Origin of the sequence: Microbacterium sp. LWS13-1.2 (assembly GCF_040144835.1) — a bacterium.
Classification (GTDB): domain Bacteria; phylum Actinomycetota; class Actinomycetes; order Actinomycetales; family Microbacteriaceae; genus Microbacterium.
In genome coordinates this window covers 2,465,167-2,479,672 of sequence record NZ_CP151632.1, presented here as the reverse complement: position 1 = coordinate 2,479,672, position 14,506 = coordinate 2,465,167, and the positions used below count along the sequence as shown (strand labels likewise).

At 71.6% G+C, this 14,506-nt stretch carries 12 protein-coding genes; 4 read left to right on the top strand and 8 right to left on the bottom strand.

Features of this window, described 5'->3' with window-relative positions:
- Positions 1-81: 81 nt before the first annotated feature.
- Together MRBLWS13_RS11655 and MRBLWS13_RS11650 are read right to left on the bottom strand one after the other, a co-directional pair.
- The gene (locus tag MRBLWS13_RS11655; protein ID WP_349425539.1) at positions 82-729 is read right to left on the bottom strand and encodes a metal-dependent transcriptional regulator; all 648 of its coding nucleotides are present in this window, start codon (positions 727-729) and stop codon (positions 82-84) included.
- 51 nt (positions 730-780) lie between these two features.
- Entirely contained in the window at positions 781-2,253 is a 1,473-nt protein-coding gene (locus MRBLWS13_RS11650; RefSeq protein ID WP_349425538.1) for an Nramp family divalent metal transporter, read from the bottom strand.
- A gap of 389 nt (positions 2,254-2,642) precedes the next feature.
- On the opposite strand from MRBLWS13_RS11650, the gene MRBLWS13_RS11645 reads away from it, so the two are divergent.
- Positions 2,643-3,278, top strand: a complete 636-nt coding sequence (locus MRBLWS13_RS11645) for an RNA methyltransferase (RefSeq protein WP_349429044.1) — start codon at positions 2,643-2,645, stop codon at positions 3,276-3,278.
- Between the two features lie 10 nt (positions 3,279-3,288).
- On the opposite strand, the gene MRBLWS13_RS11640 is transcribed toward MRBLWS13_RS11645, so the two are convergent.
- The 3 genes from MRBLWS13_RS11640 to MRBLWS13_RS11630 all read right to left on the bottom strand — a co-directional run bounded on the left by MRBLWS13_RS11640 (position 3,289) and on the right by MRBLWS13_RS11630 (position 6,986).
- Positions 3,289-4,512: an FAD-dependent oxidoreductase gene (locus tag MRBLWS13_RS11640; protein ID WP_349425537.1), complete on the bottom strand. Its 1,224-nt coding sequence runs from the start codon at positions 4,510-4,512 to the stop codon at positions 3,289-3,291.
- A complete protein-coding gene (locus MRBLWS13_RS11635) occupies positions 4,509-5,570 on the bottom strand; it encodes an NAD(P)H-binding protein (RefSeq protein ID WP_349425536.1) in 1,062 nt (353 codons plus the stop codon). Before MRBLWS13_RS11635 ends, MRBLWS13_RS11640 begins: the two co-directional genes overlap by 4 nt.
- Before the next feature lie 96 nt (positions 5,571-5,666).
- Positions 5,667-6,986 carry an MATE family efflux transporter gene (locus MRBLWS13_RS11630; RefSeq protein WP_349425535.1) on the bottom strand — a complete coding sequence of 440 codons (1,320 nt, stop codon included), beginning with the start codon at positions 6,984-6,986 and terminating at the stop codon, positions 5,667-5,669.
- A 145-nt stretch (positions 6,987-7,131) separates the two neighbouring features.
- Here MRBLWS13_RS11630 and MRBLWS13_RS11625 point away from each other — a divergent pair, with 145 nt between their 5' ends.
- From MRBLWS13_RS11625 to MRBLWS13_RS11615, 3 genes are all read left to right on the top strand, one after another.
- Positions 7,132-9,096, top strand: a complete 1,965-nt coding sequence (locus MRBLWS13_RS11625) for a M13-type metalloendopeptidase (RefSeq protein ID WP_349425534.1) — start codon at positions 7,132-7,134, stop codon at positions 9,094-9,096.
- Between the two features lie 64 nt (positions 9,097-9,160).
- Positions 9,161-10,072 (top strand): serine hydrolase, encoded by a 912-nt coding sequence (locus MRBLWS13_RS11620; RefSeq protein ID WP_331906246.1) that lies wholly within the window; start codon positions 9,161-9,163, stop codon positions 10,070-10,072.
- Positions 10,073-10,282: 210 nt separating this feature from the next.
- On the top strand, positions 10,283-11,395 hold the full coding sequence (locus MRBLWS13_RS11615) for a 5-methyltetrahydropteroyltriglutamate--homocysteine S-methyltransferase (protein WP_349425533.1): 1,113 nt from the start codon (positions 10,283-10,285) through the stop codon (positions 11,393-11,395).
- 253 nt (positions 11,396-11,648) lie between these two features.
- Here the strand turns inward: MRBLWS13_RS11615 and MRBLWS13_RS11610 are convergent, their stop codons facing one another.
- From MRBLWS13_RS11610 to MRBLWS13_RS11600, 3 genes are read right to left on the bottom strand one after another with little or no spacing between them, the layout of a single operon-like run.
- Positions 11,649-12,596, bottom strand: a complete 948-nt coding sequence (locus MRBLWS13_RS11610) for a VOC family protein (protein WP_349425532.1) — start codon at positions 12,594-12,596, stop codon at positions 11,649-11,651.
- A gap of 40 nt (positions 12,597-12,636) precedes the next feature.
- Positions 12,637-13,803: a 4-oxalomesaconate tautomerase gene (locus MRBLWS13_RS11605; protein ID WP_349425531.1), complete on the bottom strand. Its 1,167-nt coding sequence runs from the start codon at positions 13,801-13,803 to the stop codon at positions 12,637-12,639.
- Positions 13,790-14,506, bottom strand: a complete 717-nt coding sequence (locus MRBLWS13_RS11600; RefSeq protein ID WP_349425530.1) for a 4-carboxy-4-hydroxy-2-oxoadipate aldolase/oxaloacetate decarboxylase — start codon at positions 14,504-14,506, stop codon at positions 13,790-13,792. The genes MRBLWS13_RS11605 and MRBLWS13_RS11600 overlap by 14 nt, the downstream gene beginning before the upstream one ends.

Sequence of the window (14,506 nt, the reverse complement as noted above, 5' to 3'; positions counted from 1 at the left end):
CAGTAAGGGCGGAATCCGGGACACGAGCGACCCCGGACCCCGGATCCCACGCAACAGCGCTGCCGGTGGGGGCGCGATCGCTCAGACCTCGGGGTCGACGCTGAGCCATACGGCGTCGCCGGCGGCGCGGGGGAGGATCACTTCGACCTCACCGATCCGCAGGGCTGCGGCGGACGTCACCGTCACCGTCGCGCCGACCGCGACGCCGGCCGACTCGACGGCCCGCAGCAGCTCGGGGTCGCGGTCGCTGACGCGGAGCACCCGACCGGTGTGACCGGCTGACGCCCCGCCGAGCACGACGAAGGGTTCACGGTGGACGTGGCCCGCGGCATCCGGGATCGCATCGCCGTGGGGGTCGAAGCGGGGCCGTCCGAGGCGCTCGTCGATGCCCTCGAGCAGCCGGTCGCTGATGGCGTGCTCCAGCACCTCGGCCTCGTCGTGCACCTCGTCCCAGGCGTAGCCGAACTCCCGCACGAGCCACGTCTCGATGAGCCGGTGCCGGCGGATGATGGTGGCCGCGCGGCGCTCGCCGTCGTCCGACAGGGCGATGGGACCGTACGGGCGGTGGGTGACGAGCCCCTGCGCGGCGAGCTTCTGCACCATCTCGGTGACGCTCGACGGCGCGAGTCCCAGTTCGGCGGCCAGCTGCGACGGCGTGATGCGGTCGTCCTGCCACTCGGTGTGGTGGTAGATCGTCTTGAGGTAGTCGTCGACGGCAGGAGAGGCCACGGATTCAGAGTACCGGGCTCCCTCGTGCTGCTTCAGGCGCGAGGTCGCGGCTCACGCCCCCGATAGGACGAGGAAGAGCAGCACGCCGTTGAGCGCGATGAGGAACACGGATGCCGCGATGCCGGCGATCGTCGTCCACGCCCGGTTGCGGAACCCGCCGAGGATCTCGCGGTTCGCGGTCAGCGCCACCAGCGGCACCAGCGCGAACGGGATGCCGAAAGACAGCACGACCTGGCTCAGTACCAGCGCCACCGTCGGGTCGAAGCCGATCGCGAGGATCACGAGCGCCGGGATGAGGGTCACGAGGCGGCGGGCCAGGAGCGGCACGCGGATGTGCAGCAGACCGTGCATGATCTCGGCGCCGGCGTAGGCGCCGACCGACGTGCTCGCCAGCCCGCTCGCCAGCAGCCCGACGGCGAACAGCGTCGCCACCAGCGGACCGAGCCCCGCATAGAGCGCGGCGTACGCGCCCTCGAGCGAGTCGGTGCCCGGCACGCCGGCCAGGTTCGCCGCGGCGAGCAGCAGGATGCAGAGGTTCACGGTGCCGGCGATGAGCATCGCGATGGAGACGTCCCACTTCGTCGCGCGCAGCAGGCGCCGGGTCGGGATGCCGCGCAGCTCGGCCAGCGTCGCGTCGGGTGCGGACCGGTCGCTGAGCGCGGCCCCGTAGGGGGGCGGAGCCGCAGGACCCGTGGCGATGGCGGTGTCGGGTTCGGTGTTGGTATCGGTGTCGGGTTTGGGGCGCGCGCCGTCCGTTTGGGGCGCACGCCGTGCGCCCCAAACAGACGCCGTGCGCCCCAAACCCGGGAGGTTGCCCGGCGTCGGCGTGGCCGGAGCCGGAGCGGAGGCGACGCGGGGCGCGAAGCGGTCGCGTGCCAGCGCGCTGTGCGCGTAGATGGCGTGCGGCATGATCGTCGCGCCGAGGATCGAGGCTGCCAGCAGCACGGAGTCGGTGCCCTCGAAGCGCGGCACGAGACCGGCCACGACGCTGGCGCCGTCGGGCGGCGCGACGAAGACGCCGAACGAGAAGCCGATCGCGATGATGGCGAGCAGCCCGATGATCACGAACTCGAAGGGCCGCGGGCCGCGGCGGGACTGGATCAGCAGCAGCGCGATCGACACGGTGCCGGTGATCACGCCGCCCCACAGGAGCGGGATGCCGAACAGCAGGTTCAGTGCGACCGCGCCGCCGATCACCTCGGCGATGTCGGTCGCCATCGCGACCAGCTCGGCCTGCAGCCAGTAGGCGCGGCGACCCCACTTCGAGCGGATGCGGCCGCCGAGGGTCTCGGGCAGGCTCTTGCCCGTGACGATGCCGAGCTTGGCGGAGAGGTACTGGATGAGCCAGGCCATGACGTTGCCGAGCACGACCACCCAGACCAGCAGGTAGCCGTAGCGGGCGCCGGCCGTCATGTTGCTGGCCACGTTGCCGGGGTCGAGATACGCGACGCCGGCCACGAGCGCAGGACCGATCAGCCACGCCAGGCGGGGCAGCGAGCGGCGGCTGGTGGTGGCGGGCGGCATCCTGACAGCTTCGGCAGTTTTCGGCACACCGAAACCCTAGCCGTTTTTCGGTGCACCGAAAAGACGGTTCCCGTCGTTGAGCGAGGGAGCGTCAGCGATCGAGACGAAACGCGGTGACCGGCCTGATTCCGCTCGTTGAGCGAGGGAGCGCCGGCGACCGAGACGAAACGCCTCGGGCTTGCGAGAAGGTCTGAGGCGTTTCGTCTCTGCACTTCGACTCGCAAGCTCGCTCAACGACCACGTTCCTCGCTCGCTCAACGACCGGAATCAAGCCGCGGCGGGGCGGGCGCGGATAGCCTGGGCCGGTGACCCCGCCCGACGCGACCGCGCCCGACTCCGCGCCCGAGCCCGGGCCCGACTCCGCGCCCGAGCCCGGGCCGGGATCCGGTCTGGAACCCGCTGCCGAGCCGGCCGAACCGACGCTCCCGGTGGGCGTCGGCCCTTGGCCGGGCGGGCCCGACGCGTGGCCCGACGACCCGCGGTACGACCCCGAGCTGCTGGCGCACGGCGACGCGCGAAACGTCGTCGACGCCTACCGCTACTGGACGATGGACGCCATCGTCGCCGACCTCGACATGCGCCGGCACGCGTTCCACGTCGCAATCGAGAACTGGCAGCACGACATGAACATCGGCTCGATCGTGCGCAGCGCCAACGCGTTCCTGGCCGCCGAGGTGCACATTATCGGCAAGCGCCGGTGGAACCGTCGAGGGGCCATGGTCACCGACCGCTATCAGCACGTGCGCCACCACGAGACGGTCGAGGCGTTCGTGCAGTGGGCGGATGCCGCATCCTTGCCGGTGATCGCGATCGACAACGTCGAGGGGTCGAAGCCCCTCCCGGCGGCCGATCTGCCGGAGGCGTGCGTGCTGCTGTTCGGTCAGGAGGGCCCGGGGCTCTCGCCCGAGGCGCTGGCCGCGGCATCCGCCACCGTCCAGATCCAGCAGTACGGCTCGACCCGGTCGATGAACGCGAGCGCCGCCGCGGCCGTCGTCATGTACGAGTGGTGCCGTCGCTGGGCGTGACCCGCGGCACTCACGCCGCCTCGGTGCTCACGGCGGGGCGTGAGGCCGACCGCGTCCCGACCTGAACGGCGCGCACGCGTCCGCGGCGCGGGGTGACGGCGAAGCGCGCGAGGTCGGACACGACCCCGGCCGCGCGAGCCCGCGAGGGCATGAAGCGCAGGAAGAACACCAGCCGCAGCAGCCACGCGAGCGCACCGGTGAACGGCACGCCGTACAGCTCCGAGATGCCCCGGCCGTAGCCGAACGAGGCCGCGCGGCCCAGCCCTCGATACGTGAAGGCCCGGGGCGTCTTTCCGCTCAGTCGCCGTGCGATCGCGCGGCCGATGTGGTCGCCGCCCTTGATGGCCCACAGCGCGTTGGCCGGCACGGGTTCCCGGTTCCTGGGGTGCTCCACGCGTGCACCGTCGCCGGCTGCCCACACGCCATACCTGACGGCGAGCGTGCGTCCCGTCCGCAGTCGTCCGCGCTCGTCTCGCCACGGATCGAGCCCCGGGAGGTACACGGGACGTTGCCCGGTCGCCGCGACGACGGTCGCCGTGGTGAGGGTCGTGCCGTCGAACAGCACCGCGGTCGTCGGCGTGACCTCGGTGAGACGCGCGCCCGGCATCACCCGTACGCCCAGGCGGTCGAGCTCCTTCTCTGCACGCGCTACTAGCCCCGGCTGATCGGACCACTCGCCGAGGATCCGGTTCCCTGAGTGCACGAGGGTGACCGGATGCCCGCGGTCGGCGATGGCCGCGGCGAGCTCGGCGCCCGCGATCCCGCCCCCGGCCACGACGACGGGCGATCCCGGAACCGTCCCGAGATGGTCGGCGAGTGCGGCGATCTCGTCAGGGCCCCGCAGCGTGCGGCCGTACTGCTCGAGCCCGGCGACCTCCGACGCCGGTTCCTTCGCTCCGGTGCCCACCACGAGGTGATCGTAGGTCAGCGCCTCGACCGGGTTCTCGCCGCACCGGTACGACACCGATTGGTGGACGGTGTCGATGCTCAGGGCCCGGCCGCCGATGATGCGGGCAAGCGGCATCGCCTCCGCGAGGGGAGTGGCGACGCGGTCGGAGTCGATCATCCCGGCGACGAGCTCACCCGTGAAGCCGTGGAACCGGTGCGCGTGATCGGCCGAGATCACGACGATCTCGAGGTCGCCGCGGCGGACGTCGCGCGCACGGCGCCGCACGAGCGTCGCATAGGCGTGCAGCGTCACGTAGCCGCCGCCGAGGAGCACCACACGGGTCATGCGATCACCGCCGAGTGCGACTCGAGTGCGACGGGTCTGCCGAAGCTCGTCGGCTCGGCGGCGTGGAATCCGAGGCGAGCCAGGCCGCGGGCCCGCTCGCGGACGGCATCGACCTGCTCGAGTGTCGGATTGCCCAGCGAGAAATGGCCGGAGTGGCCGGAGAGCGCGAGGATCGCCGTCTCGGCGAAGCAGGCGTACGAGCGGCCGTCCGGCAGGCCGATCTCGCCGCCGGTGAGGCGGAGGCTCGGGATCGAGACGATGCCGCCGTCGACGACGAGCACATCGGGCCGGGCCGATGCGAGAGCGGGCAACGTGTTGCGCGGCTGCGTGGCGTCGAGCACCACCGCACCCGATGCCAGGTGCTCCGGACCCAGGAGCGTGTCGGCGGATGCGGTGAGCAGCACGACGAGGTCGGCATCGCGGACCGCGTCGATCGTCTGGGCGACGTCGACGTCCACGTCGCCGGCGATCGCGGCGGCGAGCGCCTTGAGCCGCCCCTCCGTGCGCGCGATGAGCGTCAGCCGGGCGCCGGCGCTGTCGCGGGCGAGCAGCTTCGTGACCGCCGTGCCGACGCTGCCGGTCGCGCCGACGATGGCCACGTGCGGCCGCGTCGTCCGCGAGGAGACGTGAGGCAGCAGCATCCGGATCTGATCCTCCACGATCGCCGCCGTGAAGGCGTTCCCGTTCGTCACGGCGATGTCGGTGCGCTCGCGCAGCGTGAGGCCGCCGGCGGTGACCGTCGCGGTGAGTGCCCCCAGCCCGACGACGTCGGCGCCGAGAGCCGCGGCGCGGTCCACCGCACGACTCACGCGGCGCCGCCCCTCCTCGATGTCCGACAGCAGGTGGCGGGCGCCGAACGGGACCAGCACGACGTGGCCGACGCGCTCCCCGCCGATCTGCACGCCCGCCATGGTGACCGGCGGGAGCGGCAGGCGGCGCAGGGCCGTGTCGTAGACGCGCTCGGGCACGAGCCCGAGCGGCCGCCAGGCGCGCGCGAGATCCTCGCGCAGACGTGCGCGGGGGTGGACGGTGAACGCGAATGCGCCGGTCTCGGACATGTCGGCTCCTCCTGGCGTCGCCGCGTGCGCGCCATGCGAGCAAGGAGCCGTCAGCGGCGGCGCTGATACCGTCCGTCCGGAGGAAGGGTGCCGGCGTCAGGCGCCCGCGGTCAGCCAGGCGGATCCGCGCACGCGCCAGCCGAGGGTGATCAGGCGCGCGAGCATGTAGACGCCGAAGAACGACACCGCGAGCCAGGTGAGCCCCGCCGCACCGACCGGATGCAGCACCGCCACGAGCACCAGCGCGGGGACGAACGGCACCAGGTTGAGCACCCCGACGAGGGCGAGGTACTTCGCGTCGCCGGCGCCGATGAGCACGCCATCGAGCACGAACACCACGCCGCAGACGGGCTGGGCGACGGCGAGCACGATGAGCGCCGGCTGCACCAGCGCGGCGATGCCGGGGTCGCCGGTGAACAGCAGCCCGATGACGCCCGACAGTGCGCCGATCAGTGCTCCGGTGATCACGCCGAACCAGGCGCCCCACGCCACCGTGCGGCCGAGCACACGGCGGACGAGCCCGGTCTCCTCGGCGCCGAGTCCCTTGCCGATGAGTGCCTGGGCCGCGATGGCGAGCGCATCGAGCGCGAACGCGGCGGTGGAGAAGATGGTGAACGCGACCTGCCAGCCAGCCAGCTCGACCGTGCCGAGGCCCGTCGCGACCGCCACGGTCGCGAGCAGCGCGACCCGCAGCGACACCGTGCGGAGGAACAGCCAGCCGCCCGACCGCGCCGAGCCGCGCACTCCCTCGCGCTGCGGGCGGATGGATGCCTCGTGCCGGCGCGCGAGCCGCCCCACGACGACCGCGTACGCGGCGACCATGCCCCACTGGGCGAGGACGGTGCCGACGGCGGAGCCGGCGATGCCCCACCCGAAGCCGTAGATGAACGCCCAGTTGAGGACGGCGTTGGCGCCGAAGCCGAGCCCCGCGATCCACAACGGCGTCACCGTGTCCTGCATGCCGCGCAGGAGCCCGGTCGCGGCGAAGACGACCAGCATGGCGGGCAGGCCCCACATCGAGATGCCCAGGTAGATCTCGGCCTGCTGGGCGACCTCGGGCGTCGCGCCGAAGAGCCCGACGAGCGCAGGCGTGGCCGCATAGCCGACGAGCGCCAGCACCGCGCCGATGCCGAGGGCGAGCCACATGCCGTCGATGCCGACCGACACGGCGCGGGACGCGTCGCCCGCGCCGAACCGGCGCGCGACGGCCGGCGTCGTCGAGTAGGCGAGGAAGACCATCAGACCGACGATGGTCTGCAGCACCGCGGAGGCGATGCCGAGTCCGGCGAGCGGCTCGACACCGAGGTGCCCGACGAGGGCGGAGTCGACGATCAGGAACAGCGGCTCGGCGATCAGGGCGCCGAGCGCCGGCACCGCGAGCCGCAGGATGTCGCGATTCAGGGTGTCGGTCGTCACCCTCCGAGCCTAGGAGGCGCCGCCGACGCCGGCCGCACGCTCCGACGCCGGCCCTCGGCATCCGTCATCATCACAATGCGGTCACAGCCTCGGATCGATGCCTCGCCGAGGATTCGCACACCTGGGGGCGGTTACCCTGGAACGCATGACCGATGCCCCCCGCTCCGGTCTCGCGCTCGAGGAACTCAGCGCCGAGATCCGCCCTCAGGACGACCTGTTCCGCCACGTCAACGGCTCGTGGCTCGATCGGACCGAGATCCCCGAGGACAAGGCGAGGTGGGGCTCGTTCCACCTCATCGCGGAGCAGGCCGAGAAGGACGTGCACGCGATCGTCGAGGAGTCGCAGCAGGCCGAGCCCGGCACCGAGGCGCGCAAGATCGGCGACCTCTACACGAGCTTCATGGACACCGAGCGCATCGAGGCGCAGGGTGCGGCACCCCTCGCCGACGTGCTGGCGCGTGTCGACGCGGTCGTCGACATCCCCGGCTTCCTCCGCACGATCGGCGAGTTCGAGCGCGAAGGCATCGCGGCGCTCATCCACCTCTACATCGAGCCCGACCCGGGCAACCCCGAGCGCTACGTGCCGTTCTTTATCCAGGGCGGCCTCTCGCTGCCGGACGAGAGCTACTACCGCCTCGACAACTTTCAGGAGACCCGCATCGCCTTCCGCGCGCACGTGCAGCGGATCCTGGAGCTCGCCGGCGTGGCCGAGGCCGAGGCATCCGCCGATCGCATCGTCGCGATCGAGACCGAGATCGCCACGCACCACTGGGACAACGTCGCGAGCCGCGACGCGGTCAAGACCTACAACCTCAAGACGTGGGACGAGGTGCAGGCGCTCGTCGGCGTCGACCTGACGCCGTGGCGCGAGGGCGCGGCCGCCGACCACGCCGATGCGTTCGCCGAGATCAACGTGTATCAGCCGAGCTTCTTCGAGGGCCTCGGCGCCCTGCTCGTCGAGGAACGCCTCGACGACTGGAAGGCATGGCTGCGGTTCACCGTCGTGCACTCGGCGGCGCCGTTCCTGTCGGACGAGTTCGTCGCCGAGAACTTCGGCTTCTACGGCACGCAGCTCACCGGCGTGCCGGTCAACCGCGAGCGGTGGAAGCGCGGCGTCAGCCTCACCGAGGCCGCGATGGGCGAGGCGATCGGCCGTGTCTACGTCGAGCGCCACTTCCCGCCGGCCTCGAAGGTCGCGATGGACGAGCTGGTGGCCAACCTCATCGAGGCCTACCGCCAGTCGATCTCCGAGCTCGAGTGGATGACGCCCGAGACCCGCGAGCGCGCGCTCGCCAAGCTCGACGCCTTCACCCCGAAGATCGGGTACCCGGTGAAGTGGAAGGACTACTCGGCGCTCGAGATCGACGCCGAGGACCTCGTCGGCAACGTCCGCCGCGCCCACGTGTGGGAGCACGACCGCCAGCTCGCCAAGGTCGGCCAGCCGATCGACCGCGACGAGTGGTTCATGACGCCGCAGACCGTCAACGCGTACTACAACCCGCTGATGAACGAGATCGTGTTCCCGGCGGCGATCCTCCAGTACCCCTTCTTCGACGCCGAGCGCGACGCCGCGGCCAACTACGGCGGCATCGGCGCGGTCATCGGCCACGAGATCGGCCACGGCTTCGACGACCAGGGCAGCCGCTTCGACGGCGACGGGTCGCTGCGGGACTGGTGGACCAACGACGACCGCGCGGCGTTCGAGGAGCGCACCAAGAACCTCATCGCCCAGTTCGACTCCCTCGTGCCGCAGGGCCTCGCGCCCGAGAACACCGTCAACGGCGCGCTCACGATCGGCGAGAACATCGGAGACCTCGGCGGTCTCGGCATCGCGATCAGGGCCTACGCCCTGTCGCTGGGCGATGCCGACGCGCCCGAGCTGGACGGTTTCACCGGCATCCAGCGACTGCTGCTCAGCTGGGGACAGATCTGGCAGCAGAAGGGGCGGGATGCCGAGACCATCCGCCTGCTGACGATCGACCCGCACTCGCCCAACGAGTTCCGGTGCAATCAGATCGTCCGCAACGTCGACGCGTTCTACGATGCATTCGGAGTGACGCCGTCGGATGCTCTCTGGCTCGACGAGGACGAGCGCGTCACCATCTGGTGATGGCCGGGCCGCATGCGGCCCGTTCGCCCCGCAACAACATCAACGGGAGGGAAACTCCGTGGGCATCGAGCCCAGAAGGGACGCCGAGTCGCTGCGGGGGGCGCGACGGAGCACCGGCCGGCGGCTGCCGAAGAGGGCGGCTGCCGGACGTCGTTCGTTCACGTCGACGCTGAAGGCGCTCGACGATCTCGCCGCATCGGGCGCCAAGATCTCGGTGCGGATCACCGATCTCGACCGCGGCACGTCCGTGCTCTCGGGCGATGACTTCGTCACCCTGCCGGTGGCGGGGCTCGGCGTGGTGCCGCTGCTCATCGAGGTGGCCGCGGCGTTCGAGTCCGGGCGGCTCGAGCCGCTCGAGATCATCGACCGTGCGCAGCTCGAGCCTGTCGGCGTCGGGGGCGTGTGGCAGCACCTGAAGGCGCCCGCTCTGCCGCTGTCCGACCTCGCGGTGCTCACCGCCTCGACGGGTGACGCCATGGCCGCCAACGCGCTGCTGCGGCGGGTCGGCCTGCCGGCGGTGCGCGCCCGCATCGAAGACCTGGGGCTGTCGCGCTCCGCGCTCCTCGACCGCTTCCGCGACGAGCGCGGCCCCGACGACGCCCCGCACTTCGCACTGGGCTCGGCCCGCGAGCTCGCCGAGGTCTTTGCCGCTCTCGTCAATTCGCAGGTCGTCTCGCCGAGCGTGAGCGCGCAGGTGGCCGAGTGGCTGAGCCTCAACCACGACCTCTCCCTCGTGGCATCGGCGACCGGCCTCGACCCGTTCTCGCACGAGAACGATGAGCACGGTCTCCTCTTCATCAACAAGACCGGCCGGGATGCCGGTGTCCGCGTCGAAGCGGGCGTGCTGGCCGGTCCCCGCGCCGGCGTGTCGTACGCGCTCATCGTGTGCTTCGACGACCTGTCGATCTCGCATCGCCTGCGGGCGCACGAGGCGTTCCGCGTGCTCGGCACCGATCTCATGGAGTACGTGTTCTAGCTCGGGCGTCCTTCTGACGACCGGCGTCGCGCCGGGCGCGACGCCGCGCCGTGAGACGACAGTGGCGGGACGAGACCGCGGGGTTTCCCCACGGTCTCGTCCGTCCGCTGGGGTCTCGCAGCCGGGCGTCATCGGGACGGCCTGGACGCTGGGGTCCTTCCGTGACGCGGGGTTTCCCTACGTCCGGAGGCATCCCGTACCATCGCAAGGGTGTCAACACCGCCGTTCCGCGCCGACATCGTCGGCAGCTTCCTCCGTCCCGCCGAACTCGCGGAGGCCCGCCGCCGCTTCGCCTCCGGTCAGATCGATGCCGACGCGCTGCGCATCGCGGAGGAGACCGCGATCGCCGAGCTCGTCGTGCGCGAGGCCGACGCCGGCCTGAAACTCGCGACCGACGGCGAGTTCCGCCGCTCGTGGTGGCACTTCGACTTCTTCGGCCTGCTCGACGGCGTCGAGATCGTCGAGCTCGATCACGGCATCCAGTTCCAGGGTGTGCAGACGAAGCCGCGGGGCATCGAGGTCACCGGCAAGATCGGGTTCAGCGACACCCACTCGTTCCTCGACCACTTCCGCTCGCTCAAGAGCCTGCTCGAGCGCACTACCGGCGCGGTGCCGAAGTTCAGCATCCCGGCCCCGACCGTGCTCGACTTCCGCCTCGAGCCGGGGCATCTCGCCGGTTCGGGTTACGACGGCCGCGACGACATCGTCGACGACCTCGTCCAGGCCTACCGCGACGCCGTCGCCGCGTTCTACGACGCGGGCGCCCGCTACCTCCAGTTCGACGACACCGCCTGGGCGTACCTGTGCTCCGACGTCGAGCTCGAGAAGGCCCGCGAGCGCGGCATCCACACCGACGGCATCGCCGAGCGGTACGCCGGCATCCTCAACCGCATCCTCGACGGCAAGCCCGACGACCTCGTCGTCACGACGCACGTCTGCCGCGGCAACTTCCGCTCCACCTGGATCTCTTCGGGCGGGTACGAGCCGGTCGCCGAGCAGCTGCTGGGCAACACCGCGTACGACGGCTACTTCCTCGAGTACGACAGCGAGCGTGCCGGCGGCTTCGAGCCGCTGCGCTTCCTGCCCGAGGGCGACAAGACGGTCGTGCTCGGCCTCATCACGTCCAAGAGCGGCGAGCTGGAGGACGTGGATGCCGTCAAGAAGCGCATCGACGAGGCATCCGCGTTCGCGCCGCTCGAGCAGCTGGCGCTGAGCCCGCAGTGCGGCTTCGCCTCGACCGAGGAGGGCAACGTCCTCACCGAGGACGAGCAGTGGGCCAAGGTGCGCGAGGTCGTCGACATCGCCGCCGACGTCTGGCGCTGACCGCGCTTCGTCTCGGTCGCCGGCGCTCACTCACGTGGCCGACCGGCGGCCGGGGCTCCGGTCGTTGAGCGAGCGAGGAACGAGCGAGCGAGGGACGAGCGAGACGAAACGCGCCGCACCTGGCGCAGAAGAGCGGCTCGGGGCGTTTCGTCTCGGTCGCTGGCGCTCCCTCGCTCAACGACCGGGGCTTTCGGTCGCTGGCGCTCCCTCGCTCAATGACCGGGATGTTCCGGTCATTGAGCGAGACGAAGCGTCAGACCAGCGGGGTGCCGTGGGTGTGGAAGGTCTCGATCGTCTTCATGCCCCAGGCCTGGCCCTTCTTGCGCTCGGCCTCGGACCACTCGACGACGGGCTGATCGGGGTCCAGCAATAGGCGGGCGCCGGCCTGGGCGAACTCGATGCGGTTGCCGCCGGGCTCCCAGACGTAGAGGAAGAACGTCTGGTTGATGGCGTGCTTGTGCGGCCCCGACTCGATGTGGATGCCGTTCTCGAGGAAGATGTCGGCGGCCTTCAGGATGTCTTCACGGGTGTCGGGGGCGAACGCGATGTGGTGCAGGCGGTTGCCGTGCTTGGTCCAGTCGTCGGAGTACACGACGTCGTACGACTTCAGCGAGAAGCGGAACCACCACGCCGCGAACCTCCCGTTGTCGAGCCGGATGCGCTCCGACTCGCGCATGCCGAGCGCGTCGCGCAGGAACTCCCCGTTCGCCTCGACGTCCTTCGCGAGGTAGTTGATGTGGTCCAGGCGGCGGGCGTTCACGCCCCGGCCGGGGAAGCGTGAGGCCTGGTTCTTGAGCGCCGGCCTGTCGTCGGTGGCGACGTAGCGCTCGGCCTCGTAGAAGATCGCCATCGTGTGCCCGTCGGGGTCGGTGAACCCGTACGTCGGCCCGCAGCCCACGTCGCCCTCGGTCCATCCGGTGCCGTGCCCGGTCGCCTCGATGGCGGCGACGCGTCGCTCCAGCGCCTGCGGCGACGACGCGCGGAAGGAGGTGCGGCCCACGCCCGCGGCATCCGACGCGGTGAGCTTGATCGTGTACAGCTGGTACTCGTCCCACGTGCGCAGGTAGATCGAGTCGCCGTCCTCGGCGACGACGCGCATCGCGAGGAGCTCCTCGAAGAACCACCGGCTCTCCGCCGGCTTCGGGGTCAGCAATTCGACGTGGGCGAGGTGGGCGACGTCGAACGAGGTGTCGGCGGTCATGGGGCGTCCTCTCTGACGTGTTCGGGTGTCTCGGGTGCGATCAGCGGCGCGGCCGGGGGAAGACCATGCCGTCGAAGAGCTTTCGGGCGGTGCGGAGCGAGAACGACGTGGCCCGCCACGTGCCGTCGGGGTCCCGCGTGACCTCGACGCGCGACGGGAAGGTGCCGCTGGGGTGCTCGACGGGGGTCTCGTCTCCGGTGAGCGGGCCGGCGATGTCGTGCCCGACGGCACCGGGGATCCTGAGCGCTGCGGCGACGGATGCCGCCATCAGCACGCCGATCGCCGTGTGCACGCGGGCGGGGATGAAGGCGCGGGTCGAGATCGCGCCGCCTTCGCGGGGCGGCGAGAGCAGGATCATCTTCGGCACCGTCTGCCCGGAGACGTCGCCGAGCCCCATCAGCGGACCGGCGCCGAGCCGCACGCGCTCGATGCGGCCCGCGAGCGCATCGTCGGCCTCCAGCGCCGCGGGCGGCTCGGACCCGTCCACGCCGAACTCCTCGCCGCGCAGCAGCACCACCGGCATCCCGTTGTCGATGAGGGTGACCGTGTGGCCGTCGATGTCGTCGGAGGCGCGGCCGGTCGGAAGGAGCGGCTTATCGGCCCCGCCGCCGACTTCGAGCTCGATCGCGGATGCCGTGCCGGGAACGCCGTCGATGACCGCGTCGCCGTCGTACTCGGGGCGCCCGTCGATGGTCGCGAACCCGGCGGTGGCGATGTCGCCGGTGTTCAGCAGCCGGATGCGGACCGTCGTGCGCTCCCCGGTCGCGGGGACGAGGCCGCGCTCGACCGCGAACGGTCCGATGCCGGCGAGCAGGTTGCCGCAGGTCTGTGCATCGCCCACGGTCGCGGCGTCGACGCCGATCTGCAGGAACAGGTAGTCGACGTCGATGCCCTCCACCGCGGAGCGCGACACGATCGCGACCTTGCTGGTGAGCGGGTGCGCGCCGCCGATGCCGTCGATCTGGCGCGGGTCGGGCGACCCCATGATCCGCAGGAGCAGGTCGTCGCGCGCTCCGGGGTCGCTCGGCAGGTCCGAGGCGAGGAAGTACGCCCCCTTCGAGGTGCCGCCGCGCATGAGCATGCAGCGGATGCCGTCGCGCACCGCCGCCGCGACCGACGGCCACGTCGCACCCGACGGCCCCGTCGCAGCCGATGGGCCCGTCGCAGCCGATGGCCCCGTCGCGACCGGCGGCTCAGCCGCGTCCACGGTCCTGCGCCTCCCAGTCCGCCTGCGTGAGGTACTCGACGCCGAGGTCGGCCAGGAGCGGCCGAAGTCCCTTGCGGTCGAGGCTCAGCCGGCCGCCGCGGTACGCCTCACGGTCGGCCTCCTCCTTCGCGAGGCGCGCGTCCGCCGCGTCGAGCGCCGCGTCCGCGCCGCGCCGCGGGACCCGCAGCACGCCGTCGTCGTCGGCGACGATGACGTCGCCGGGGGCGACCGTGACCGCACCGAGGGTGATCGGCACGTTGACCGAGCCGGGCGTGGCCTTGACGGTGCCCTGGGCGAAGACGGCCGCCGACCACACCGGGAACCCCATCGCCCGCAGCTCCGCGACGTCGCGCACACCGGTCGTCGTGACGAGTCCGCGTACACCTCGGGCGTGCAGGGCGGTGGCGAACAGCTCGCCGAACGCCCCGTCGATCGACGGCGACGTCGTCGTCACCACCAGCACATCGCCGGCGCGGCACTGCTCGACGGCCGCGTGGATCATGAGGTTGTCGCCGGGGTGACACAGCACGGTGACGGCCGTGCCGGCGATCCGGACCCCCTCCTGGATGGGACGGATGCCGGCACCCACGAGCCCGGTCCGGCCCATGGCCTCGTGCACGGTCGCGACGCCGTGCACGCCGAGCGCGTCGGCGGTCGCGGCATCCGCACGGGCGATGTCGGTGACGACCACCGGACCGCTCAT

Coding starts and splice junctions, on each gene's coding strand:
- MRBLWS13_RS11600 (WP_349425530.1), bottom strand. CDS start 14,506: ATGAGCGGTCCGGTGGTCGTCACCGACATCGCCCGTGCGGATGCCGCG.
- MRBLWS13_RS11625 (WP_349425534.1), top strand. CDS start 7,132: ATGACCGATGCCCCCCGCTCCGGTCTCGCGCTCGAGGAACTCAGCGCC.
- MRBLWS13_RS11635 (WP_349425536.1), bottom strand. CDS start 5,570: ATGTCCGAGACCGGCGCATTCGCGTTCACCGTCCACCCCCGCGCACGT.
- MRBLWS13_RS11650 (WP_349425538.1), bottom strand. CDS start 2,253: ATGCCGCCCGCCACCACCAGCCGCCGCTCGCTGCCCCGCCTGGCGTGG.
- MRBLWS13_RS11640 (WP_349425537.1), bottom strand. CDS start 4,512: ATGACCCGTGTGGTGCTCCTCGGCGGCGGCTACGTGACGCTGCACGCC.
- MRBLWS13_RS11610 (WP_349425532.1), bottom strand. CDS start 12,596: ATGACCGCCGACACCTCGTTCGACGTCGCCCACCTCGCCCACGTCGAA.